22 protein-coding genes and 4 pseudogenes are annotated in these 24,088 nt (G+C 68.5%); 19 read left to right on the top strand and 7 right to left on the bottom strand.

The features are described 5' to 3' along the window. The first annotated feature begins 38 nt into the window (after positions 1-38). The 8 genes and pseudogenes from AB0I23_RS20940 (at position 39) to AB0I23_RS20905 (ending at position 11,320) form a co-directional block, all read left to right on the top strand. Positions 39-1,025, top strand: a complete 987-nt coding sequence (locus AB0I23_RS20940) for a nucleoside hydrolase (protein ID WP_359111180.1) — start codon at positions 39-41, stop codon at positions 1,023-1,025. Further along, on the top strand, positions 1,022-2,452 hold the full coding sequence (locus AB0I23_RS20935) for an MFS transporter (protein ID WP_359111178.1): 1,431 nt from the start codon (positions 1,022-1,024) through the stop codon (positions 2,450-2,452). The genes AB0I23_RS20940 and AB0I23_RS20935 overlap by 4 nt, the downstream gene beginning before the upstream one ends. Positions 2,453-3,222: 770 nt before the next feature. After that, on the top strand, positions 3,223-4,149 hold the full coding sequence (locus AB0I23_RS20930) for a ribokinase (protein WP_359111252.1): 927 nt from the start codon (positions 3,223-3,225) through the stop codon (positions 4,147-4,149). Positions 4,150-5,516: 1,367 nt separating this feature from the next. Further along, a complete protein-coding gene (locus AB0I23_RS20925) occupies positions 5,517-7,328 on the top strand; it encodes an exo-alpha-sialidase (RefSeq protein WP_436846971.1) in 1,812 nt (603 codons plus the stop codon). Next, positions 7,325-8,515 (top strand): annotated as a pseudogene (locus tag AB0I23_RS20920) (family 20 glycosylhydrolase). Before AB0I23_RS20925 ends, AB0I23_RS20920 begins: the two are co-directional and overlap by 4 nt. 23 nt (positions 8,516-8,538) lie before the next feature. Further along, positions 8,539-9,273, top strand: coding sequence for a hypothetical protein (locus AB0I23_RS20915; RefSeq protein WP_359111177.1), 735 nt, complete (start codon positions 8,539-8,541; stop codon positions 9,271-9,273). Beyond that, positions 9,270-10,043 carry a LysR family transcriptional regulator gene (locus AB0I23_RS20910; RefSeq protein WP_359111175.1) on the top strand — a complete coding sequence of 258 codons (774 nt, stop codon included), beginning with the start codon at positions 9,270-9,272 and terminating at the stop codon, positions 10,041-10,043. Before AB0I23_RS20915 ends, AB0I23_RS20910 begins: the two co-directional genes overlap by 4 nt. 392 nt (positions 10,044-10,435) lie before the next feature. After that, positions 10,436-11,320: a M20/M25/M40 family metallo-hydrolase gene (locus AB0I23_RS20905; RefSeq protein ID WP_359111250.1), complete on the top strand. Its 885-nt coding sequence runs from the start codon at positions 10,436-10,438 to the stop codon at positions 11,318-11,320. Between the two features lie 302 nt (positions 11,321-11,622). Here AB0I23_RS20905 and AB0I23_RS20900 read toward each other — a convergent pair whose 3' ends face one another. Continuing rightward, positions 11,623-13,374, bottom strand: a complete 1,752-nt coding sequence (locus AB0I23_RS20900) for an FUSC family protein (protein ID WP_359111173.1) — start codon at positions 13,372-13,374, stop codon at positions 11,623-11,625. A 279-nt stretch (positions 13,375-13,653) separates the two neighbouring features. Between AB0I23_RS20900 and AB0I23_RS20895 the strand changes: the two genes are divergently transcribed. Further along, a complete protein-coding gene (locus AB0I23_RS20895) occupies positions 13,654-13,989 on the top strand; it encodes a DUF6233 domain-containing protein (protein ID WP_359111171.1) in 336 nt (111 codons plus the stop codon). Positions 13,990-14,262: 273 nt separating this feature from the next. On the opposite strand, the gene AB0I23_RS20890 is transcribed toward AB0I23_RS20895, so the two are convergent. Beyond that, complete coding sequence (locus AB0I23_RS20890) at positions 14,263-14,871, bottom strand: TetR/AcrR family transcriptional regulator (RefSeq protein WP_359111169.1); 609 nt, start codon at positions 14,869-14,871, stop codon at positions 14,263-14,265. Between the two features lie 46 nt (positions 14,872-14,917). On the opposite strand from AB0I23_RS20890, the gene AB0I23_RS20885 reads away from it, so the two are divergent. Together AB0I23_RS20885 and AB0I23_RS20880 are read left to right on the top strand one after the other, a co-directional pair. Further along, positions 14,918-15,370: an SRPBCC family protein gene (locus tag AB0I23_RS20885; protein WP_359111168.1), complete on the top strand. Its 453-nt coding sequence runs from the start codon at positions 14,918-14,920 to the stop codon at positions 15,368-15,370. Beyond that, positions 15,349-15,630: pseudogene (locus AB0I23_RS20880) on the top strand (amino acid permease); the annotation flags it as partial. The gene AB0I23_RS20885 and the pseudogene AB0I23_RS20880, both read left to right, overlap by 22 nt. Here the strand turns inward: AB0I23_RS20880 and AB0I23_RS20875 are convergent. After that, positions 15,582-15,737, bottom strand: a complete 156-nt coding sequence (locus tag AB0I23_RS20875; RefSeq protein WP_359111166.1) for a hypothetical protein — start codon at positions 15,735-15,737, stop codon at positions 15,582-15,584. The pseudogene AB0I23_RS20880 and the gene AB0I23_RS20875 sit on opposite strands and share 49 nt — an antisense overlap. A gap of 378 nt (positions 15,738-16,115) precedes the next feature. After that, positions 16,116-16,271: a hypothetical protein gene (locus AB0I23_RS20870; protein ID WP_359111164.1), complete on the bottom strand. Its 156-nt coding sequence runs from the start codon at positions 16,269-16,271 to the stop codon at positions 16,116-16,118. A gap of 156 nt (positions 16,272-16,427) precedes the next feature. Here AB0I23_RS20870 and AB0I23_RS20865 point away from each other — a divergent pair, with 156 nt between their 5' ends. Then, positions 16,428-16,658 carry an SHOCT domain-containing protein gene (locus AB0I23_RS20865; protein ID WP_436846972.1) on the top strand — a complete coding sequence of 77 codons (231 nt, stop codon included), beginning with the start codon at positions 16,428-16,430 and terminating at the stop codon, positions 16,656-16,658. After that, entirely contained in the window at positions 16,655-17,245 is a 591-nt protein-coding gene (locus tag AB0I23_RS20860; RefSeq protein ID WP_359111160.1) for a sulfocyanin-like copper-binding protein, read from the top strand. Before AB0I23_RS20865 ends, AB0I23_RS20860 begins: the two co-directional genes overlap by 4 nt. Before the next feature lie 328 nt (positions 17,246-17,573). On the opposite strand, the gene AB0I23_RS20855 is transcribed toward AB0I23_RS20860, so the two are convergent. Further along, a complete protein-coding gene (locus AB0I23_RS20855; protein ID WP_359111158.1) occupies positions 17,574-18,068 on the bottom strand; it encodes a recombinase family protein in 495 nt (164 codons plus the stop codon). Positions 18,069-18,509: 441 nt separating this feature from the next. On the opposite strand from AB0I23_RS20855, the pseudogene AB0I23_RS20850 reads away from it, so the two are divergent. The 3 genes and pseudogenes from AB0I23_RS20850 to AB0I23_RS20840 form a co-directional block, all read left to right on the top strand. Beyond that, positions 18,510-18,799 (top strand): annotated as a pseudogene (locus AB0I23_RS20850) (transposase); the annotation flags it as partial. A gap of 211 nt (positions 18,800-19,010) precedes the next feature. After that, positions 19,011-19,559, top strand: coding sequence for a DUF1062 domain-containing protein (locus AB0I23_RS20845; RefSeq protein ID WP_359111156.1), 549 nt, complete (start codon positions 19,011-19,013; stop codon positions 19,557-19,559). Positions 19,560-19,762: 203 nt separating this feature from the next. Next, positions 19,763-20,794 (top strand): hypothetical protein, encoded by a 1,032-nt coding sequence (locus AB0I23_RS20840; protein ID WP_359111154.1) that lies wholly within the window; start codon positions 19,763-19,765, stop codon positions 20,792-20,794. 5 nt (positions 20,795-20,799) lie between these two features. Here the strand turns inward: AB0I23_RS20840 and AB0I23_RS20835 are convergent, their stop codons facing one another. Next, entirely contained in the window at positions 20,800-21,108 is a 309-nt protein-coding gene (locus tag AB0I23_RS20835) for a hypothetical protein (protein WP_359111152.1), read from the bottom strand. A gap of 29 nt (positions 21,109-21,137) precedes the next feature. After that, positions 21,138-21,742 (bottom strand): annotated as a pseudogene (locus AB0I23_RS20830) (recombinase family protein). A gap of 403 nt (positions 21,743-22,145) precedes the next feature. Between AB0I23_RS20830 and AB0I23_RS20825 the strand changes: the two are divergent. The 3 genes from AB0I23_RS20825 to AB0I23_RS20815 are packed head-to-tail and all read left to right on the top strand — an operon-like array spanning position 22,146 to position 24,055. Beyond that, positions 22,146-22,841 carry a type 1 glutamine amidotransferase domain-containing protein gene (locus AB0I23_RS20825; RefSeq protein WP_359111150.1) on the top strand — a complete coding sequence of 232 codons (696 nt, stop codon included), beginning with the start codon at positions 22,146-22,148 and terminating at the stop codon, positions 22,839-22,841. Continuing rightward, a complete protein-coding gene (locus AB0I23_RS20820; protein ID WP_359111149.1) occupies positions 22,838-23,596 on the top strand; it encodes an SDR family NAD(P)-dependent oxidoreductase in 759 nt (252 codons plus the stop codon). The genes AB0I23_RS20825 and AB0I23_RS20820 overlap by 4 nt, the downstream gene beginning before the upstream one ends. Before the next feature lie 54 nt (positions 23,597-23,650). After that, positions 23,651-24,055, top strand: a complete 405-nt coding sequence (locus tag AB0I23_RS20815) for a nuclear transport factor 2 family protein (protein ID WP_359111147.1) — start codon at positions 23,651-23,653, stop codon at positions 24,053-24,055. Positions 24,056-24,088 lie beyond the last annotated feature (33 nt).

The raw sequence follows: 24,088 nt of genomic DNA, 5'->3' as shown, positions 1-24,088 counted from the left end.
TGTAGCAGCCCGAGTTCCCGACGACGCGGAGCAACGCCATGTCCTTTTCCCCGCATGAATCCAGTCCGCGCAAGATCATCCTCGATTGCGACCCCGGCCACGATGACGCAGTGGCCCTCCTTCTGGCCCACGGAAACCCGAGCATCGAGCTGCTGGCCGTGACGACCGTGGTCGGCAACCAGACACTGGAGAAGGTCACACGCAACGCGCTGTCCGTGGCTGCCGTCGCCGGTATCACCGGGGTCCCGTTCGCGGCCGGCTGCTCCCGGCCCCTGGTCCGCCCGATCGAGATCGCGCCGGATATCCACGGCGATTCGGGGCTCGACGGGCCCGACCTTCGCAAGCCGGCGTTCGAGCTCGATCCGCGTCACGCCGTCGACCTCATCATCGACACGGTCATGGCCCATGAGCCCGGAACCGTGACCCTCGTCCCCACGGCGGGACTGACGAATATCGCGATGGCAGCCAGGAAGGAGCCGCGGATCGTCGAGCGGGTCCGCGAGGTCGTCCTCATGGGGGGCGGTTACCACGTGGGCAACTGGAGCGCCGTCGCGGAGTTCAACATCAAGATCGACCCCGAGGCCGCTCACATCGTCTTCAACGAGTCCTGGCCTGTCGTCATGGTGGGCCTCGACCTCACTCATCAGGCCCTCGCAACGCCGGATGTGGTCGAGCGCTTCGCCGCGATCGGCACGGGTCCTGCGAAGTTCGTCGTCGAGCTGATGGACTTCTTCGCGGCGACGTACAAGGACGCTCAGGGCTTCGACCACCCGCCCGTGCACGATCCGTGCGCCGTCGCCTACGTCATCGACCCCACGGTCATGACCACCAGGCGCGTCCCCGTGGACATCGAACTCACCGGCACGCTCACCCTCGGCATGACCGTCGCCGACTTCCGTTCCCCGGCACCGGAGAACTGCAACACCTCGGTGGCCGTCGAGCTGGACCGTGAGAGGTTCTGGGACCTCGTCGTCGACGCCGTGAGGAACATCGGCGAGCCGTCCTCGGAGGTGTCCGCGGAATGAGCGTGCAGACGAGCCCAAGTATCGAAACGTCGGTGACGAGAACCAGCGTCCTGACCGTAGCGCTCCTCGCGGCGTGCGTGGCCTTCCAGCTGAATGCATCGATGCTCAGCCCCGCGCTGGTGTCGATGGCGCGCGAGCTGCACACCGACCAGGCCGTGATCGACCTGACCCAGACATGGTTCTTCACAGCTGCGGCGCTCTTCTCACTGTTCCTGCCGCGGCTGAGCGACATCGTGGGCCGCAAGCGCGTCCTCGTCGGGATGATGGTGCTCATGGCCGCGGGCTCCATGATCGCTGCGCTGGCCCCCGATGTGAGCTGGCTCTTCGTGGGGCGCATCATCCAGGGTGTGTCCGGACCTACGGTCCCGCTGTGCCTCATGATGCTCCGGTCTGCCACGGCGGATCCGCGCCGCTACGGGGCGCTCCTGGGCGTCATCACCGCCGTCAACGGTGGCGTGGCCGGGATTGACTCGTTCGTCGGCGGCTACTTCACCGAGCACTTCGGCTTCCGCAGCCTCTTCTGGATCATGATGGTCCTCGCCGTCGTCGCTGCCGTCCTCGTCGCGGCCAAGGCACCTGAGACCCGCCCGGGAGCCGGCACGTCGATGGACTGGGCCGGGGTGTTCTGCATCGTCGTCGCCGTCGGCGCCGTCCTTGTCGCGCTCAACCAGGCGGCCGGTCTCGTCGCCACCTTCGACAGCGGCACGCTTCTCGTCTCGGTGCTGCTGGCCGCCCTTGGCGTCGCGGCCTTCGCGGGCTTCTGGGCGGTGGAGAAGCGGGCGGCCCAGCCCATGGTCGAGATCGTGCACCTCCGCCAGCGCGCGACGTGGGCTCCGTTGCTGACAACCGTGATGACCATGACCGGCATCTTCGCGGTGATCAACGGGATCGTGCCCGCCTATGTTCAGGCTGCTGCGCCCGGCTTCGCGATCGGTCCCACGGAAATGTCTTTGATCATCCTCACCCCCTACGCCCTGCTCGGCTGGGTGGCCGGCCCGTTCAGCGGCCGCCTCGCCCCTGTGCTCGGTTACGGAAAAATGCTGCGGATCGGTCTGCTCGGAAGTCTCGTAGCGCTCGCGGTCATCGCGTTCCTGGGCCTGGCGAGCCTTCCCGTCATGGTGGCGGGCACAGCACTCCTGGGCGTCGCGTACGCGGGAACCGCGAACATCATGCTCAACGGGCTCGGTATCGTCCTCTCCCCGAAGGCCAACCCCGGCTTCCTGCCGGGCATGAACGCCGGTGCGTTCAACCTCGGCGCCGGCCTGAGCTTCCTCGTCCTGCCCGCAGTCCGCCAGGCCACAGAGTCGCTCGGCGACACCCGGACCTCGTACCAGATCGTCGTCCTGGCCGGCTTCCTCGTCACCCTCGCGGCACTTGCCGTGTCGTTCCTCATCCCGCGCCCGGTGGAAGCCGAGGTGCCGCGCTGACCGGCAGCACCGTCGGCCCGCCCACACGGATCTGACGCTTCTGACCCTCGAACGGCCGGATGTCCGTCGAGCCCAAGTCGCCGATCGTGGCGGCGCGCACGGTGCAACTGATGGCCGGTCTGCGCTCCGACAGCAGGGAATCCGTCCTGGAAGCCGGCAGCTCGCTCCGCAGGCAGATCGAACTGCCGGCCTGGGGACGGAACATTCAGGTCAGCGTCACCGACTTCGGCATCCGCCCTACCCGCCGCTATTCCGAGAGCGACCTGCTCCTGGCCGAGGAGGCAGCCGCCGACCTGGGACTCTCCGTCCGCGGTGTCCAGACGATGGCCGGCCACGACTCCGTTGCCCTGAACACGATGGACCCCACCGTGATGCTTTTACCCCCAGCGTCGACGGTGTCTCGCACGGTGAACGCGAGTTCTCCAAGGACGAGGACATGGACGGGGCCCGAGGGCGCTCACCCAGGTGGTGCGCGGGCTGGTCCAGGGAGTACTCGCAGAGCAGCCCGCGGAAACCGGCGCTCTGGCCAGCCCGCAGCCCAGGGACGCCCCGTGACGCAGGACGCACAAGGGAGCGCGGCGACACAACCGACGCAGGCCACCCCACCGGACCCGCAGGCGGACCGCCCTCCGCACCTGGTGCATCCGGGCACCCATCGCACTGATCGAACGGAAAGCACACTCACATGGACACGACACGCTCTCCCCACAGCACGCGCACCGTATGTGTCGTCGGCTCGATCAACGCAGACCTGAGTTGCCACGGAGCACCTGCCCCAGCCGGGACAGACCGTGCGCGGCGGCGGCCTGGTGATCGGTTCCGGCGGCAAGTCGGCCAACCAGGCAGTGGCCGCGTCCCGCCTCGGCGCATCCGTGAGCATGGTGGGCGCGGTCGGCCGCGACGAGCACGGCGGCATCCTGCGCGGCGCGCTCGAACGGGAAGGCATCGACACCTCCCGGGTGCAGTCCTTCTCGGACGTCGCCACCGGCACGGCGTTGATCACCATTGACCACGAAGGCGAGAACACCATCGTCGTCTCCCCGGGAGCCAACGGAGTCCTGTGCGACCGGGACATCGAACTTGCCCGAGAGACCATCGCCCAGGCTGCAGTACTCGGCCTCGCCTTCGAAGTCGACGACCGGGTGCTCCTCACCGCGGCTCGGATCGCCCACAGCTCCGGAGGCCAGGTCGTGCTCAACCCCTCGCCCTATCGCACACCGCACCCGGACCTACTGGCCATGGTCGACCTGCTCGTGCTCAACGAACTCGAACTCGCCGACATGGTGGGAGCCGAACTGGCGGAACAGTCGTGGGACGACATCTGCCGTGTGCTGTTCGAACGCTTCGGTATCCGCCGCACGGTGGTGACCGCAGGAGCCCGCGGCGCGATGGTGCTGAACCATGCCGGCGGCGTCGGCCCCGACACTCAGGCCCACGTCGTCCGCATCGCGCCGATCACCGTCAGCGCTGTCGACACCACCGGCTGCGGGGACGCCTTCCTCGGAGCGGTACTCGCGGGCCTTGCCGACGGCCGTACCGTCGTCGACGCCGCGCACACGGCAGCAGCGGTCGCCGCCTGCGCCGCCACCCGCCGCGGAGCCCAGAGCTCCTACCCGACCATCGCCGAACTGCAAGCCCTGCTCGACTCACTCGACCATGACGACGTCGCCGCCTCGGCACACTGCTTCGGCCGCTGACGCCCGCCGTATCTGCTCCAACTCCTGTGGGGCTCGAAAAGTCTTCGTTGCAGGTCACGCGGCGTATCAATACTCGTTGATGATGCCGCCGAGGACCCTGGTGCGGAGCAGGCTTCGGTCGTCGAGGTCGTGCACGATTGCGGGCTGCTCGGTCGCGCTGGGCGATAGCTGCTGCCGGGATCGGTGCGGCCGGTGTCCGTTGTACGGGTCCTGGCAGTCAGTCAGGACCTTCCTGGCGTGGCTCTCGCCCAGGACCAGGACGTGGTCTGGGCCTCGCGGCGGATGGTGCCGATCACGCGTTCGCACTGCGCGTACATGCCCGGTGCCCGGGGCGCGCTGAGCAGCACCTGCGTGTCCTCGGGCGGTCAAGACGGCATCGAAGGCGTCGGTGTACCTGGCTGTCGCGGTCGCGTAGCAGGAACCGTGGTCCGGCGCCCCGCTCGCCGAGGCCGGCAGCGATGTTCCGGGCCTGTTGTACCGCCCACTGCGCGGTGGGGTACGCGGTCACCTTGGTGATGTGCAGTCTCCGGGTGCCGTGCTCGATGAACGCCCTCGCGTACAGGCGCTTGCCCCAGGCCGTGTCGACAGGGAAGAAGTCCGCGGCAAGGATCCCCTGAGCCCGCGCCGTGAGGAAACCGCGCCAGGTGGGGCCAAAGCGGTGCGGGGCCGGGCCGGTGCCTGCTGCGTGCAGGATCCTCCGGACCGTGGAGGCCGCGATGGGGTGCCCGGGGCCAGTTCACCCTGGATGCGGCGGTGGCCCCAGCGGGGATTCTCATCAGCCAGGCGCAGCACGAGACTCTTGAGCGCGGCCGCCGCCGGCGGCCGTCCGGTGCGGGAGCTGCGGGCGCAGTAGTCCCACTTCCTGGCGATCGGTTTGCGGTGCCAGGCCCCGGCAAAGTACCGGGAGTGGCGGGGAAGACGGCGGCCACGCGGTATCAGCGAAGTGAGGGCGGCGAGCCGGAACCGGTCGGCCGGCTCATGGCGCACCCTGCCCTTCACATGCCTGCGCAGGATGGCGTTCTCGTGCCGCAGCACCAGCAGTTCAACATCCTTGGCGGTGTCTCGGCGCAGTAGGACCACGGGGACGGACAACAGCGCGCGGGCGGTGCGGCAGAGCAGGGACACGATCACCAGGGCAGCACTACAAGTCCCCACCGACGAGCCTGGAGACGGTTGCTGACCAGCAGCAATGACTTTACGAGCCCCACAGCCGGCCGGAGCCGGAGGCGAACCCGGGCAGCCGCAACACCTTGACGTGTGGTCTACACCACTATACGTTCCGGCACGCATAGACATCTGACGTCAGAGGTCCGTTGTTGAGGTGCTCTCGGCGCCCGAGCATCGAACCCGAGAAGGGGTTCCGCTTCATGAAACGTCAATTCGCCCGGCTGCTGGCGACCGTGGTTCTGACCGGCCTCGCCACCGTGCCGGCGCAGGCCGACGGCCCTCCAGGGATCGGCCAGACAAGCCACATCGCGCGGCAGGACCTCGCCGACCGGGGCGAGGGAGGCTTCCCGCAGTACCGCATTCCCGCGCTCACCACGACCGTCGACGGCACGCTGATCGCCGCGTACGACGGGCGGCCCAGCATGGCCGACGTGCCCAGCAACATCGCGATGGTGATCAGACGGAGCACGGACGGCGGCCGTACCTGGCAGCCGCAGCAGATCGTCCGCCAGGACGCCGCACCCCGGGGATACGGCGACCCGAGCCTGCTCGTGGACCGCCGGACCGGACGTGTCTTCGTCTTCTACGCGGCCTCCGTCAACCAGGGCTACATCGGTTCGGGCACCGGGACCGACCCCGACGACCCGAACGTGCTGCACGCGGACTACAGCTACTCCGACGACGACGGACGCACCTGGAAGCACCGCCGGATCACGTCGCAGATCAAGACCCCTGGCTGGGGCGGGATGTTCGCCTCTTCCGGCGAGGGCATCCAACTGCGGCACGGCACGTACGCCGGGCGTCTCATCCAGCAGTACGTGGTCCGTCACAAGGGCGGCAATTACGCGGCCAGCGCCTACAGCGACGACCAGGGCGAGACCTGGCACATGGGGGAGCTCGTCGGCCCGGGGGCGGACGAGAACAAGACCGTCGAGCTCTCGGACGGCACGGTGATGCTCAACGTGCGCTCCGCGCCCTACCGCAAGGTCGCTCTCTCCCACGACGGCGGCGTCACCTACGACGGGCTCCTCCAGGACACCGAGTTGACCGACCCCGGCAACAACGGGGCGATCATGCGCTTCGCGCCGGACGCGCCCGCGTCCGATCCGCGGTCGAAGTGGCTGGTCTTCAGCAACACCGAGGACAACGGGATCCGGCGCAACCTCACCGTGAAGATGTCGTGCGACGACGGCAGGACGTGGCCGATCAAGCGCGTCCTCGAGCCCGGTGCCGCCGGGTACTCCACCATCACTCCGCTGTCCCACGGCCGCATCGGCATGCTCTACGAGCGGGCGGGATACCGCTACATGACCTATGCCGGGTTCGACCGGAAGTGGCTGGGCGGCGTCTGCGCCCCGGTCACCATCCAGGCACCGGAACAGCTGACGGCCGGCGAGAGCGCCGACCTCACCGCCACCGTGACCAACCAGAGGCGGAAGACCACCGGGCCCGGCACGCTGAGCCTGAATCTCCCGTCGGGCTGGACCTCCAACGGCAGGGCCGCCGTGCCGCGAATCGCCCCCGGCAAGACCGCTGAGGTCACCGTACGCGTCACAGCCCCCGCAACCGCGTCCGGCAGTGTCCCGGTGACGGCCGTCTACCGGACCCGGAACACCCAGTCCTCGGGGACGGGTTCGATCGGTGTCACGGCCGACCCGGCAGCCCCCGCACGGCCGTCACTGACGGCGCTCCCCGTGATCGACCACTACGACGCGGCGAGTGGCCCGGGGGTCACCGGCGATGTGATGACGTACTGGACCCGCGTGACCAACTCCGGCAACACGACGCTCACCGATGTCACCGTCACCGGCAACATGAGCAATCTGCCCAGCTGCCACTACTCCAGCCTGGCCGCCGGCCAGTCCTACGTCTGCCGCACGGCCAAGGTCACCGTCTCCGACGCCGATGTCGAACGGGGCTTCTTCATCCCCGAACTGACCGTGACCGGCCTGGCTCCGGACGGCAGCCGGACGGCCACCAATGTCACCGGCGACCGCGTGGACCTGCGATGAAGGGCCTGACCCGCCGGACGCGGCGCCCGCGCCGCACGACGCTGACCCTGACCGCGCTGGCCGTCGGAGCGCTGCTCCTTCCCCTGGCCGCGACGTCCCCCTCCACGGCCGCCGCGCCCGGACCGCAGGACCCGGCATCGCGGACCCGAGCGGTCAACCCCGCTCCCGCCGTGCTGCCCAGCCTGCAGAAGTGGCAAGGTGGCCGGGGCCACTGGCGGCTGACCGGGAGCAGCCGGATTCTCGTCAGCCGGGCGGAGGCCGCCGAACTGACCGAGACCGCCCGGGCGTTCGCCTCCGACCTGTCCGCCCTGTCTGGGCGCACGATCCCCGTGACGTCGGGGTCCGCTCGCCCGGGGGACGTCGTCCTCACCGCGCACACGGACGACCGGGGCCTCGGCACCGAGGGCTACCGGCTGACGTCGGCGGCCGCCCTGACCATCGAGGCGCCCACCCCGACCGGAGTGTTCTACGGCACGCAGACGGTGCAGCAGATCCTCAAGGCCGACCCACGGCGCGCCCGTGTCCCCAAGGGCACGGCACGGGACTGGCCGCGCATGGAGCAGCGCGCCCAGATGCTCGATGTAGGACGCAAGTTCTACCCGGTGAGCTATCTCAAGTCGCAGATACGCCTGATGGCATGGCCGAAACTCAACACCTTCCATCTGCATCTCACCGACTGGCGGGGCTTCCGTATCCGTACGGAGAAGTTCCCGGAACTCGCCGCGAAGGAGTCCTACTCGGCCGCCGACCTGCGGGAGCTGCAGGACTACGCCCGCCGCTACCACGTCGAGATCATTCCCGAGGTCGATCTTCCGGGGCACGCGACCCCGATCACCGCCTATGACCCGCGGCTGCGGTTCTCGTGCGCGTCGATGGACAAGGCGCAGTGACCGGGCGGCGAGCAGGGTGGCTGGACGCTCGACATCACCAAGGAGCACACCCGCCGCTTCGTCCACGACCTGCTCGAAGAGATCATCCCGATGTTCGACAGCCGGTACTTCCATGTCGGCGGCGACGAGATCGGCTACGACAACGCCAAGAACGCCTGCCCCGAACTGGTCGCCTATCAGAAGGAACGCGGTTTCGCGTATCCGGGCGACGTGTTCGTGGACTTCCTCAACACGCTCAACCGCCAGGTCCCGGCGAATAGTTCAGCAACAAAACCACCCAGGCCCCCCGCTACCTGAACGCCCAGCGCTACCTCCACCAGTTGCTGACCGGCGCCGACCTCACCGACCCCCGCCACCCTCTCGTGCTGCGATCGGCAGCCGACCGTTCCCGCTACTTCGCCTTCCCTCCCTCCTTGACGCTCGACCAGCGCGACGCACTCAACCAGCACGCGCTGAGGATCCTGGACGGCTTGGACATCAACGAACCGCTGACCTGGGAGCCGCCGGGAGACTGCGCCGACGGACTCGACCTCCCCGGCCGACGGCTCGACGACATCGACCTGGAAGCGGTCCGCCGCATCGTCATCACCGAACAGCGCGCCCCGCGAGAGGCGGCCAGGGAACTGGACACCACGCTCACCCACGTCCGGTTCGCACTCGAACGCGTTCCCCGCGAGCCCCGGGAGTGGGGCCGGTCATCGGCTGTCGGCTCCTGGCGCCTGCGCGAGACAGCCAAGTCCGTCCTCACCGCGGACTTCCTTCAACGCGAATACGCCGCCAGCGGGAAGACCCTCAGGGAAATCGCGCTGGAAACCGGCATCCCCCGCCACATCGCCGCCGCACAGGCCCGCGCCGTCGGCATCACCGTTCGCCGCACCCGGCAGCCCTTCCCCATGGACGAAACCTGGCTGCGCGAGCAATACCTCACCCACAAACGATCAACGCTCGACATCGCCGAAGAACTCGGCACGGAAGACGAGACGGTCCGCCGTCGCCTCAAGTACCTCGGCGTCCCCCTGCGGCCACCGGGAGTACACAGCCGCACACCATCATGACCGCCAAGGACGACACCACGCTGCCCCGGGACATCCGGGCCGCTGTTGAAGGCACCCTTCACGGCTGGCTCCGGCTCCACCGTTTCCAGATCGCCATGCGTTTCCCGTCTCTCGACAGCGCCGCCCCTCACCTGAAAACCGAACCCAGCGCTCTGGTCACGCAGTTCCAACGGCTGGAACACGACATCGGCGCGACGCTCTTCGACCGGGCAGCCTTCGGCCGCCCTCAGCAGCCCACCAAACAGGGCCGACGACTGCTCCGCGACCTCGAAACAGACCGAGTCCAGGCCCTCATGGCCGCCTCACTCCACCATGACCAGATCACGCCCCCACCCGACAATCACACTTTGGAAACCACCCATGCACAACTCAAGATCCGCCGCGGTCCCGGCCCGCTCACCCCCTTCAGCGACATCGCTGTCGAGCGCATCCGCATCACCAGGCCAACGCTCACCCTCCTCCACGACCTCCTCACGCACCCGCAGGAGGAGTTCTACGGGGCCGAAGTCATCGCACGCACCGGGCTCGACCCAGGGACGCTCTATCCCCAACTCAAGCGGCTCGAACGCGCAGGATGGCTCACCTGCCGCCTCGAAGACGACGCCGCCTGGACCAGCAGAGCCACACCGGGCCGCAGCCCCGGCAAACGCCGGACCTTCTACACCCTCACTACCGAGGGCCAGTGCGCCGCCCACCACGAGGTCCAACGCCGCGCTCCGAAGACCCAGCGTTCAAGCCCTGGAGACACTTCATCCGGCTCCTACTACTGAGCGTGATGGCCCGACGGCGATCAGCGGTCCTGACGCTCCTCTTGGCGCGCGTCGCGCTTGAGAGCCCGAAGACCATCGCGAAGGTTCAGATAATCGAGAACTGCGGCGATTCCTCGGCCAATCCAGCGCACGATGCGCCACGCAAGGCTCCCCAGGTCATCCACGATGTCTCCCCCCAAACCGTGTCGCGGCGGTGCCCCTGACGAGCACGGTCAGCAGCACCCGGGCCCACGCTACCCGACATCAGAGGAACCCCTGTCTCGAACCAGGCAACCACCACAACAGCCCTCCAGCGACGAACACGCGCTGAGGAAAACGACAGATAGGCAAGACAGAACCGCCGACAAACCGTCGAGACACTCACGCAAGGCCACACGTCACAGCATCACCGACTGACAAGTCGTATCGGAACCTACACTGTCCTGGCCGTGTTCCAGCCCGCCGAAGAACTCGGCCAAGGCGCTCAGGCCATGGTCGACGACAACCTCTACGCCCGCTTCGGCACTCCCGATGTCGTCCTCGGCCAGCATGTGATGTCGATCCCGGCCGGCACTATCGCCTGCCACCCCGGTCTCGCCTTCGCTGCCACCGACGCGCTCAAGGTGCGTATGTTCGGGCGTGGAGCACACGCGTCGATGCCGGAAGCGGCGATCGACCCGGTAATGATGGCGGCCTCCACCGTGATGCGGCTGCAGACCGTGGTCTCCCGCGAGATCGCCTCCAGGGACCGGGCCGTGGTGGTCACCGTCGGCGCTCTGCAGGCCGGTACCAGAGACAACATCATCCCGGACGAGGCCGAACTCCAGCTCAACATCCGCACCTACACCCCGCAGGTCCGCGCGGCCGTCCTGGGCGCGGTGGAACGGATCGTACGCGGTGAGGCGGCAGTCGCCGGCGCGCAGCGGGATGCCGAGATCAGCACGATGCACACCTTCCCGCTGATGGTCAACGACGAGGACGCGTGCGCCCGCGCCCTGGCCGCTATCGGTGACGCGGTCGGCCACGACAGGCTGACCGACCCCGGTGCCTCCTCCGGCAGTGAGGACGTCTGCGTCTTCGGAACCAGTGCGAACGTCCCGGTCTGCTACTGGCTGCTCGGCGGCATCGACCCCGACACCTATGCGAAGGCCGAAGCCGCGGGCACCAGGAACCGCGACATCCCGCAGAACCACTCGCCGTACTTCGCACCCGTAATGCAGCCCACCATCACCAACGGCATCACGGCACTGACCGCCGCGGCCCTCGCATGGCTCGGCCTTGCCGCACACCCAGCGTAACCACATGCACGTCCACGCCATGCCCGGTCGCCGCAGAGCGCTGCGCCACGCTCCTGTGTACGGCCCGGATGCTGCCCTATTTCACCCACAGCATGCCGCCGATTGCCAGGCCGCTGCCGTCATAGGACCGACAGTCTGGCCTCGCCTGCGTAGTTGTCGTTTCGCCTGGGAGGTGCGGCAGTTCTGGGTGCCTCGGTCCCGTGCCGCCACACCCGCTCCGAACGCCAGGACCGAGATTGACCGGATCGCCTCGCTCACCTGCGAACAGACCAGGACGGGGCACCTGCCCGCGGTGAAGCGGGTCAGCCGTCCGGGACCGTCTGCACCAAGGACTCGTGCAAGGTCGACAGCTCGGTGGACAGGAAGGACGGCACCTTGCCGAGCGGCGTCGGGGCGGTCCCCGTACGGATCGCGCTGGCAAGGGCCGCGAGCGCTCGGTGCAGCTGCTCGTCGCCGTGGGCACTGAACAGCGAGCGGGGCACCCCGCGTGCCGCCTCACTGCCGCTGCCGACCTGCTCCAGCGCCCAGCAGGCGGAGAGCACCCGGTAGGCCAGCCGTTGAGTGGCGACCACCGTGGGCCACATCTGCTCCGCGTCACCGCGCCGGACGACCGAGGAGTTGACGCTGGCGTCGTATGCCTTGACGACGCCAATGGCCTGCATCTGAAGATCGCGTCGAGCCGCCCAGGCGGCCGGGGTGGTGACCGCACTCCTGGCGAGATGGTCCGACACGGCGCCGATCGCTTCCAGGGTGCGGTTGATTGCAATCGGGATGCGTGCCGCCGCGCCGGCCCGCATGGTTACCAGGTACACCGCGAGTGCCACGGCGCAGCCGATCGCGGTGTCGAGCCCGCGGGCGAGCAGCAGTCCACCGAGCCCGGGAACGTGCTGTCCGCCGCTCACGATGGTCAGCGCGATGGTGGTGATGAAGACGACAGCCAGGGCGTAGTTGCGCACTACGAACATCTCGATGGTGAACTGCAGCAGTACGAGGGTCAGCGCTAGCCACAGCCCGGTGGGATGTGCCGTGAGCACGCCCAGGGCGAGAATCAGTCCGACCCAGGTGCCGACGAGCCGCTCCAGGCCGCGCTGCATGGTGCGGACCCAGTCGAAGCCCTGGTGCAGCATCAGCACCGCGGCCGCGATGGCCCAGTAGGCGTGGTCCAGACTCAGGGCGGCACCGATCACTCCGGCCACCAGGGCCGCAGCGCCGACCCGCAGGACGACGAGGAGCTGTTCCGACCCGGCCGTGACCGCTTGCCGTACCAGGTCGAGAGGCCTGGGGCCGCCGAGCGGGATCTCCTCCTCGCCGGCCACGGCACCGGCCGAGGACGGGTGCTGGGTCTGGGCGGCGAGTCGTCGTGCCTGGTCGGGGACGGTGGGGTTCATGGGCGCGTTGTGGGTCGCGGCCCGCATGGCGTCGGCGAAGATCAGATGCAGTTCGCGATTGAGTTGGCGCAGCCCGTCCAACGTGCTGTCGGGGGTGGTGCGGATCGGCTGGTAGCTGACCAGCGCCGCCCATGACTCATGCATCGCCACGGCGGCCCAGTGCCGGGCGGTGTCCTGCCGGGGTGTGCCCACCGCCTCGGCGAACCGCGCCACCGCGTCGCCTGCGGCCGCGACCGCGGACTCCTCCGGGCCCCGCGGCCACAGGAGGGCGCCGGACATATGGACCAGCCAGGCGAAGCCACCGCCCGCCAGCACCAGTAGGCCGGTGTGCCAGGGGCTCAGGTGCTCCGCGTGCATCGCTGTGCCGACGGCACAGGCGAGGGCGATCATGTAGGCCCCGGGCGGACCGACGGCCAGGGCGTTGCACAGCAGGGTCGCCGCCATCGCGATGAGGGCGACCACGAGCACGCCCACCCACACGACAGCGGCAGCCCAGATGCCCATCCCGACCGCGAACGCCAGGGACGCCGCGACGAGCGCGAGCCTGCCTGCGCGATAGAGGTAGGGCAGGGCGCTGCCATACAACGCGGTGAAGCCACCGATCGTCGCCATGAGACCGCCCGCGGTGTCACCAGCGGCCCAGCCGATCACGACCGGCACGCCCATGCACAGCCCCGCGCGTGCCGCGAACGGCCACCGCCGCCTCGCGTCACGCAGCGCGAACAGGGGGCGGATCCCGATCGGCCCTGGCCCTGGCGCGGGCGGGATCGGCGCCTGTGACGCTGCCGGTCCTCGAGACATGCTTCCAGAGCACCACGGACAGCGCCCCGACGCTCGCCCTGCGCCCCGGGCATTGTGTCCTCCGCGAGAGCCACCGCCCCGGGATGTTGACGCTCATCGCGCCACGGCTGCCGGTCATTCCCTCGCGGCGCGAGCGGCGTAGCCGTGTCCGATCCCGGTGCCATACCCGACCTGGACACGAACCGTGCCCTGGCCGAGTGGCTGGAGTGGCAGCTCCGGCAGGTCCGGAACCGGATCCGGGAGCTTGAGGTCAAGGCGGAACAGGAGCGGCGTGCCCGGGAGCGGGCTCGGGCTGGGCAGCCGTGGAAGATCCAGCCCAAGCGCTCTGGTGAAACGGCGATGCTGCACCGTGGGGGTTGCTCCCTGTACAGCGCCCAGCTCGGGTTCATCAACCGCCAGGAAGCGATGATCGCGCTGACGGAGCCGGGCATCGAGCATTGTCAGATCTGCAATCCGCAGACAGGGCTGGTGGAGGCGTAGGCCGTACGGACCGTACGGCGCGCTCCGAAGGGTGCTGTGCTCGCAGGATCGGGCTGTGGAGTTCCCGATCAAAGTGGCACCGGCCAAGGCCGTCCCGACCCTGGCCGAGGGGCCCGGCTGGTGATTCGAGCCCAGATTTGACGGTTCTCAAGACGCTTCGAATGTGCCTCAGAAAGCCTGCGAAGCAGGTCGAGGTGTACGTCTACCTCGGCGACCGTTGTTCGAACGGTGGTCGTCGTCCGGCCCAGCCGCTTGGCCTGATCGGCGACTCCGTCACTTCGAGCCGTAGTACAGCCGGAGGAACTCCTCCATCGCCGCGTCGACGCCGGCGCGGTCACCGGTGGCGAGCAGGTCGAGCAGCAGACCGCGGACGGTGGCGAGTCCCAGCCTGGCGCGGTTCCGGGCCACGGCAGGGTCCGCACCTGCGGCGACCTCGGCGGCCATGAGCGGCTCCAGCCAGTCGTTCACGAGCCCTTCGAGGACCGGGGCGGCCTCGGGGCGGCCCCGCAGCGCGTGCCCGCAGATTTCGAAGAAGAGCCGCTCCTGACCGGCCAGTCGAGGGTCCGTCAGCTGCTGCCAGAGGAGCCGCGCAGCATCGGCGGGCGAGAGACCGGGTTCCAGGCGGAGCCGGGACAGCAGATCACGCTGGCGCTGCTCCGACGTCCGGACGATCTCGACGAGCAGCTGTTCCTTGGAGCCGAAATAGTGGATCAGCATGCGGTGACTGACGCCGATCGCGGCGCCCAGGCCACGCAGGCTCAGGTCCGCGAAGCCGTGTGCCGCGACGTAGTCGACAGCCGCGTTCACCAGTTGAGAGCGCCGGTCCCCGTCCGTGCCGGGCGCGGCCTCGCCCTCAGGATGCGAGTCGTCCGTATTCACCACGTCGCGAGTGTACCAATTGGTACATGCCCTATGTACCGTGTGGTGCATGAAGTCTGTCACCGTGTCGATCGACGTACCGCAGACGCCCGAGCAGGTCTACGACTTCCTCGATGTCATGGCTCACCACGAGCGATTCACCAACCACTACCTGACCGACTGGCACTACAGCGGCCCTGGCCGCGGCATCGGATCGTGCGCCACGGTCACAGCCGCGCTGGGCGGTACGAAGACCGACGTCACCATCGAGGTCGTCAAGGCCGACCCGCCGCGGCGCATTGTCGAACGGAACGTCAGCGCGGCCGGTCGGCGCCTGGCCCACGGCACCTACACCATCGAACCGCTGCGGACCGGCGGGAGTCACGTGTCGTTCACGTACACCTGGGCGCGCGCCCCGCTCGCCGACCGCCTGCTGGCACCAGTCGTCCGGGCCACGATGCGGCGCGCCAACCGCACGGTCATGCGACGCCTGGCCACCGAGTTGGGGTGCTCGCCGCCGTAGTCGTCGCCGCCCTCACCTCCGGCGCCTCGGACGCGGCCTGGCTCGATGTCGGTGACGACGCGACCTTCGGCGGGGTGCTCCAGGCGGCGGGCCTGTTGTTCTTTGCCTTCGCTGGGTACGCGCGCATCGCGACCCTGGGTGAGGAGGTCCGTGATCCAGCGCGGACCATCCCCCGGGCCATCCCGATCGCACTCGGCATCACCTTGATCGTTTACGCGGTCGTCGCGGTTGCTGTTCTGATGGTTCTCGGCCCGAAGGGGCGCTGACGATGGCCCGCGACCGGCAGTCCCGGCTGGTCGGCGGTGAAGTCGAGGGTCTGGTAGCCGCCGAGCATGACGACGTCCTTGTCGAGGCCGTGGGTGGACATGGAACAGCACCCGCTGCCCGGACTTGACCCTGATCGGTTCGTCGCCGCGGTCACGCGGCGCCGCAGCGGGGCGTCCGAGAGGTAGCGCGGCTCAAAAACGGTGCGGATCACGCGGAACGCGGTGTAGGTGGCGTTTTCCGCCACCCGGAGCGCAGCCGCTTGAGCAGCGTCGACGAGGAGACGAGTAGCGTTGAGTCCTACGCCGACGTGGTGTCGACGGGCACCGGGCAGGCCGGGAAGAGGAACTGCCGGGCTTGTGGAGAACGGCTGAGGCCGGGTGCCCAGCCTGGGGCGGTGTTCTGCTCGTCGGCGTGTCGTGCCCAGGCCACCCCCAGCTGGCCGAGGAAACCGGCTCACGCCGACGCCTGACCACCAGCCTTACTCCCCCTCTTCCTCGGCGCCGCCGATGGCGACGCCGAGGCCATGGATGCCCTGCATGATCCCGATGACGGACACCTCCGCCCGGCCAAGGGCTTGCCGCGCGCCTTCCGCATCACCGCGCTGGAAACGAAGGTGGGCGCCGAACGTGTCCACCGCCCCCACATGGGCCGTTCAGCCCCGGCAAGAGGACCCATGTGCCCCTCTCCAGCGATGCCGCACCGCGCGATCCTGGGCTTATCGACGGTCGACAAGCCGAAGAAGGTGATCGGTGTGATGTGGTACGGCGGCTGGGGCGGCGGATGGTTCCTCATGACCGTGATCATGATTCTGTTCTGGGGACTGCTGATCGCCGGAATCATCGCCCTCATCCACTACCTCACCGGCGCTGGCCGCAGCCACCAGAGCGGCCCGCCCTCGTCCGGCGAGAGCGGACGGGGTGGCCGGCGGGCGGAGGAACTGCTCGCAGAACGATTCGCACGCGGAGAGATCGACGAGGACGAGTACAAGCGCCGCCTCACGCTGCTACGGGAGCATCGGTGACCACGCAACGTCACCGCACACTGTGGCTGGTCATCGTCGGGGCAGCCGCAGCCGTGGTGCTGGGCATCGCCACGACCGCCTTGCTCGCCACCACCAGCGCTCACCGCGCCACACTCCCCCCGGGGTGGACGATCCCGGCCGCGCGATGCGCGGCGCCCGCTCTACCAGGCCGCGCCGTGGACGTGACCGCGGACGACATGGCTCCGGGCATGATGAGTCACGCTCCTGGCCGGCACCCCAGGGCCATGATGCGCCTGACCGCCCACCCGGCCACGATCCCGGCCGGGACCATCTCACTACGGGTGAGGAACAACGGTGCCCTCACCCACGAAGTCCTGGTGATCCCGCTGCCAGCGGGCAAGTCCGTGGGAGACAGGCCCACCGGCTCCGATGGACGGATCAACGAGACGGGCAGCGTGGGCGAAGCCTCTCGCAACTGCCACTCGGGCAGCGGCAACGGCATCATCCCGGGCATGACGGGCTGGACCACACTCACGCTGCACCCGGGGCGCTACGAACTCGTCTGCAACTTCCCCGGCCACTACGCCGCCGGCATGTATGCCGAGCTCGACGTCACGGGCCGATAAGGCCACCCTCGTCCGCCAAGCGGGGCGCGGCCGTGTACCCGTCCGGGCGCCGCGGGTGGGTGAAGGTCCGCCATGCTGACACCGTCGACGGTTTGGTCGTCGGGTTCACGGAACCCAGGATCCGACCGCACACCCGGCCCTGGTGGTCGGCGACGAGGACAGCCAAGTAGGAGGGCAGCCGGAGTACGCCGGAAATAGGCAACAGGCGTGATCCGGGGGAACGTTGCCGCTTCGCCGGACGCAGCATGACCGGCGTCGCTGCGTAATGAGGGCCGCCTGCCGGCGGCCCCCGCAGGTAGCCGGCCCCCAGGGTTCGTGGCGTTGCTGCTCACCGCACGGCTTCCGTCTCCGCCCTCGGCCCGGGAACCTCTCCGGCCTGGAGGGCGGCGAAGTCGGCGTGGGCCTGCTCGACGGCTTCGGGGTACGCCTCGCGCTTGGCGTGCTCGGCGAGCGCCCGGTAGATGCTGGCGACGGAGGGGTTCTGGCCCTTGCGCTTGCCGGTGGGGATGATCAGGTCGGGCTGGATGTGCTCGACGGACTCGCCGTTCGCACGGCGTCGCAGCACGGTGTGGAGCATGACGTCGGTGACGACCGACGGCCGGCTGCCGTGCTTGCCCTTGCGGGCGGCGGTGTCGAGCCCTTCCGGCGTCGACTCGCGGATGTTCTCCCGCTCGGTCTCCGCCATCGCGGCGAAGAAGGCGAACAGCAGCTTGCCGGGGCCGGTGGGGTCGTAGATGCCGTGCAGGGGCCCGGCGACCTTCTCGCAGCGCTCGCCACCCGATACGCCCCCAGTGCGCCCGCCGACGAGGCAGGGGCGCTGCACTGCGCACGCTGCGACGAGACCTTCGCCCTGCCGACCGCGGGTACAGGGCTGTTCCAGAACGTGCCTTCGCCTTGAAGCCCTTGCCTTCTCTCGCAGTCGTCGCGTGCGCCGTCACCTTGCCGCTCGCATCACGCTGCGGGGCGTGCCGGCCTACGGCCTGTCTTCGGTCGGCGTCGGGTCCGGATGGGATGGCGGCGAGGTGTCACGGTCCACCGTGAGGGATCCGCCGTTCCTGTCCTCACGCGTATGACGACCGACTGGACAGCAGAGGCCGAACGTGTGGTGGGCGGGAGGCGTTTGGGCAAGGCCAATCTTCCGCTGCCGAGGCGAGCTGCCCCTCCCGCCCCGCCACTGGCCAAAGAAGAGGTCCGCGAGGCGGAAGAGCAACTGGGGGTCACATTCCCGGAGGAACCTACGGACGGCAACATGCCGCCGAAAGGCGGCGACAAGGCGTACAGCTCCCGCCGTAACCGCCGCTACCTGCGCAGACGCCACATCAGCACACCATCCCCGAGCCGAGGGACCAGCGGGCCAACCGCAAGCGCCGGGGCAGCAAAGGCGGTCGGCCCGCCGACTTCGACAAGACGATCAACAAGCATAGGGGCAAGGTCGAGCGCACGATCAACAGGCTCAAGAACTTCCGGGACGTGGCCACGAGGTACGACAAGCGGGCCTACGTCTTCCACGACTCCGTCACCGTCGCCGCGATCTGGCTCTGGCTTCGTCCATGATCCGCCGGATGGAACCTGGCGGTAGGCGATCGAAAACCAGTGGAGCAGCGCCGCTGTTCGCCATTACCGTGCTGCCGAACCAAGTCGTCTGGTCAAGGACGTGCCGTTGTACACCCTGTGAGACCTCCCGAGCGCTGATTCGTCGCGCGTCGCGCATGTGCGGCCGCGCTGCTTTTTGCTGCGGACTTCTCACTGAAACCGGTGTACTTCTGTGCTCAACAACTGGGTGGTCGTGCCCACCTGCCTGCCGCTCGTTCTCCGCCGTTGCCACGCGTGCGCGTCCGAGCGCTTCCGGGCAAGCGGTAAATTTCGCGTCAACGCAAACCACAAGCTCATCGACGCCTGGCTCCTCGTGCTCTGTACCGCTTGCGGGGAGACTGCAAAGCTCACGGTCCTGGAGCGGATGAATGTGCGCTCCGTACGACCTGAGCTGCTGGACCGGCTGCATGACAACGACTCTGGCCTGACAGCAGAACTGCTCCAGGATCCGGCCGTGCGGCGCCGTAATCGCATCGCCCTCGACTGGGACAACGCCTGGCGCCTCGACACCGGCGGATCGGATCACCTGGACCGCGAGGTCATTGACGTCTCGGTCCGCTTTGCGGCGCGGATCCCTGTCCGGCCGGTGCGACTGATCGCTGAAGGTTGCGGTCTTTCGCGGGCCGAGGTCGAGAGACTGATCACGGAGGGGAGACTCGTTTCGGCAGTCCGGCTGACCGGCAAGCTCTCCGGCGACTTCACCTTCACGCTCAAGCGCTGAGCCCTCCTCGGGATCAGGGGCCTGTCCGGCAAGATCCGCCGGACAGGCCCTGGAGCCGACATGTTCCGGGAGTGTCGGTAGGTTCGGATATTCGCCTCTGCGGAACAGCGGTTGTGTCCACGGCTCCGACAGCACTGATGCGGAGGTGGTTGCCTCCAGGGGCGCTGGATCATGGTGGTTGGCAGTTGTCTAAGGTCACGTGCATGTCGAGGACCACACCGCCGCGCCCGCTCGATGTCGAGGCGCTCTTCCCGGAGCTGTCGGCCTACCGCGGCACGACCACCCGGCTCCATCCGCGCCCGGGGCGACCGGATGTCGCGACGAGTTCCGTGGGCGGTCCACTGCTGTGGCCGTCAAACGAACCCTGGCCGGTATGCACCGAGCCTCACAGCCACGCACGTGGCCAACGGCCGACTGACATCCATCAGCGACGGCAGATCCTGTCATCTGCGTGGCGCCGTGAACGGAACCCCGCCCCCACCGACGAGGAACGCCAGTTGCTCATCGAACTCGACCGGCGGCACCACATCGAAGGGGCCGCTGCGACGGACCCACTGCCGCTGATTGGCGTTGCGCAGTTGTACCGGAGGGACATTCCTGACTTGTCGGCCGGGCCGGACGACTGCGATCTGCTCCAGGTGTTCTGGTGCCCCTTCGACGCGCACGGCCCGAGGGGCCACGGCATGCTGCTTCACCTTCACTGGCGCCGGTCCTGGGAGGTCACCGAGGTGCTGACCGCACCGCCGCAGCCGCAGGTCGTCGGCTTCGAGGGTTACGTGCCGGAGCCGTGCGTGCTGCATCCGGAGCAGGTGGCCACCTACCCGTTCGCCGGCCTCCTCCCGGAGGACCTGTGCGCCCGGATCGACGCATGGGAGGAAGCCCTGGAGGAGGAAGCCGAGGAGTCGGCGGACGAGGACGCCGCAGCGGTGGTCGGCTACCAGTACGACCTGTCTATCCCACCGGGCTGGCGCGCCGGTGGCTTCGCCTCCTGGCACGCCACCGACCCGGCCTCCATGGACTGTCTCACCTGCGCGAAACCGATGCACCTGCTGCTGACCATCGACAGTTCGGAGTGGGACGGCGGCAGCGGCAGCTGGAAACCGCTGGAGGAACAAGGTCTGCCCCCGCACCCGTACGCCAGTCCGACCGAGGTCACCGTGGGCCGCTGGGGCGAGCTCAACGTCTTCGCCTGCCCCGAGAATCCCGCCCACCCGCACCGCTGGAGCATCCAGTAGAACCCTCAGGATCGGCGAGCGAATTCCGCCGCGTAGGCGGTTCTGGTGGCCCCGGCGGCCCAGCGCTCGGCAGCTGCCGGGCTGATGCCGAGAAGGCGTTCAAGGACCGTCGGGGGCATCTGCGTACAGAGGTCGAGACGGGCCGTGCAGCGTCCGGCTTCAGCTGGCAGGCCGATGCGCCGCAGCCGATTGGCAAGCTGCTTGCTGCCCAGGGACTTCCCCGGGCGTTGGGTCGGAAAGAGCCAGGCCGCGTTGAGCTCGTTCGACATCACGACGTGCTGGTGGTCGTGGGCGATGTCGACAAGTTGGAGCATCAGGCTGTCCAGGGGCGGTGGCAGCTCGATCAGGTCCCAGTCGATGACGTTCTTCCCGGCCTCGCCGAACAGCGCAGCTTCAGCGGCGTTTTGCAGAGCTTGAGGGCAACGCCGTTCTCGTCCTCCGTGACGTGCGCTGTGGTCAGCCGGCAGATTCGTGTGGGCATCTGCCCGTGGAGCAAGACCATCAGCCCGGCCACCCGGTCTCTGGTCTCGAAGGAGTCGTCGTTCAGGAGCTGGCGGACGGTCGCCCAGCGGTCGTCGGCGTCGAGCGGGCGATGGCAGATCCGCCGTGGCCGGGCGGGGATACTGACCAGGGAAGCGAATTTGCTGCGAACGGCCCAGACGAGCCGGCCGCCGGGGGTGGTGGTGTCCAGGTTCTCGTGCAGCGAGGTGAAGCCGATCCCGCGCTCGCGCAGTTCGGCGACCATGCTGATGAGGTCCTGGAGGCTGCGGCGTAGCGGTCGAGAGAGGGGACCACGAGGGTGTCGCCGGCGTCGAGGAAGGCGTGGCACGCCTTCAGTTCCGGGCGGAGGGCGTTCTTGCCGGACTTCTTGTCCGCGAAGATCTTCCGGCACCCGGCGGTGGTGAGTGCGTCGATCTGGCGGTCGAGCTTCTGCCCGCCGCTCGACACCCGGGCATACCCGACGTGATCTCGGTGCGGACGAGCGGTTCGGCGACGATGTGGACGTTCGCGTTATTCCCCGGCAGGTTGTTCACGTAATGGGCCAGGTCCTGGCTTGGGCGGGCGGGTTCTAGGTGATCTTGGGTTTCTCGGTTCTGGTGGTGCGGTTCAGCGAGCCGCGGCAGTGAGGTGCCGCACCGGCAGCCCCGGTACGAAGCACTCCAGACGCGCCTGTTCCTCCCCGCCCGCAGTCCCGCCAGAAGTACTCCGCCAGGCGGTCCGCGCAGAAATACGCCGAAGCGGCGAATCATCGCATATACGCCTAGAGTGGAAGGCGGGGGTTATTGGCGGCGAATCGTGTCACTGGTCGTCCCACCGAACACGTATGCGCGTGCGAGAGGGGATCTTTGCCATGGCCACGGTGCTTTTCATCGTGAGCGGTGCCAGCTACTGGGTGCTGAAGGACGGCACGAGGCACGCGACGGGCTACTGGGCCGAGGAGTTCGCGAACCCGTACAAGATCTTGACGGACGCCGGTCACGAGGTCGTCGTCGCGACCCCGAACGGCGTGATCCCGACCGTCGACATGATGAGTCTGCGCCCCGAGATGGTCGGCGGAAACGACAGCGCCCTGGAACTGGAGGCCGTGATCCGTTCCGCGGAGGTGATGCGTCGGCCGCTGCGGCTGTCGGACGTCCGCCTCGAGGACTACGACGCGGTGTACCTGCCAGGCGGTCACGGTCCGATGTCGGACCTGGCTTGGGACGCCGATGCCGGACGGCTGCTGACGCGGCAGCTGACCTCGGGCAGCCCGCTGTTCATCGTCTGTCATGCCCCCGCCTCGATGCTGGCGACCAGGATCCACGGCGAGTCGCCGTTCAAGGGCTTCAACGTCACGTGCTTCACCAATGAGGAAGAGGAGGGCGTCGGGCTGGCCTCCAGGGCGCCGTGGCTGCTGGAGACCGATGTGCAGGAGAAGGTCGGGGTCAACTTCAGCCACGGCCCGATCTGGGAGCCGTACATGGTCGAGGACCGCAACCTGGTCACCGGGCAGAACCCGGCCTCGGCCGCGGTTCTGGGCAACCGAATGCTGGAAATCCTCAAGTGAAACCGTCCCGGAGCGATCCGGCCCAGGCGCGTGCCCGCACGCACAAGCCGGGTCCGAAGGTCGCGATCATCACCGGCGCCGACGGGGGCATCGGCTCGGCCATCGTCACCGCCTACCGCGGCCTCGGGTACGCGGTCGTGGCCACCAGCCGTTCCATGCCGGATTCCGATGATCCGCAGGTGCTCACCTGCTGCGGCGATCTGATGGAGTCCGGTGTCGGCGAGCGGATCACAGGGGCGGCGATGGACCGGTTCGGTCGGATCGACACCGTGGTCAACAGCGCCGGTGTCTACATCGGCAAGCCGTTCACCGACTACACGGACAAGGACTTCGACCTGATCGTCGGAGTGAACCTGCGCGGATTCTTCAGCGTCTCGCGCAGTGCCATCGGCGCGATGCTCTCCCGCGACGAGGGCGGTGGTCACCTCGTGAACATTTCGACCTCCCTGGTCGACCAGCCGAATTCACAGGTGCCCTGCGCGCTCGCGTCTCTGACCAAGGGCGGGCTGAACGCGGTCACCAAGGAGCTGGCGATCGAATTCGCGGGGCACGGCATCCGCGTGAACACCGTCTCGCTCGGCGTCGTCCACACGCCGATGAACCCGGAGGTGACGCCCGAACTCATGGCCCGCCATCCACTCGGGCGGATGGAAGAGGTCGACGACGTCGTCCAGGCCATCCTGTACCTGGAGCAGGCGTCCTTCGTCACCGGCGAGATCCTGCATGTGGACGGCGGCCAGAGCGCCGGCCACTGAAGGGAATACGAACGCCTCCGGCGCGCTTCGGCCGCGTGCGGAAGGGACAACGCGATGGATCCTGACGTCCGGACCAGGGCCGCGATCGAGGAACACTGGCGGGCATCGGAACATGGGGACACCGAAGCCGAGCACGCCATCTACGCTGCGGACGCGATCCTCGACTACCCCCAGTCAGGTGAACGATTCCGGGGCCGCACGACGATCTCGGCGCAACGTGGCGGGCACCCCGCCAGCCGGCATTTCGCCGTCCACCGGATTGTCGGCGGCGGGGACCTGTGGGTCAGCGAGTGCGTCATCACCTACGACGGAGTGCCCAGCCGCTCGGTGAGCATCATGGAATTCGCCCACGGGCATGTCGTGCACGAGACGCAGTACTTCGCGGACGCCTTCGGCGCCCCCGAATGGCGGACGGCGCTCGCGGAGCCGATGCCGGGCAGGAACATCGCCAGGGCCTGATTCACCGCATGCAGGGACGTGAACTGAGCCGGG

The organism is Streptomyces atratus, assembly GCF_040655115.1.
Taxonomy (GTDB): Bacteria; Actinomycetota; Actinomycetes; order Streptomycetales; family Streptomycetaceae; genus Streptomyces; species Streptomyces atratus_D.
This window is presented reverse-complemented; position numbering and strand designations above follow the sequence as displayed.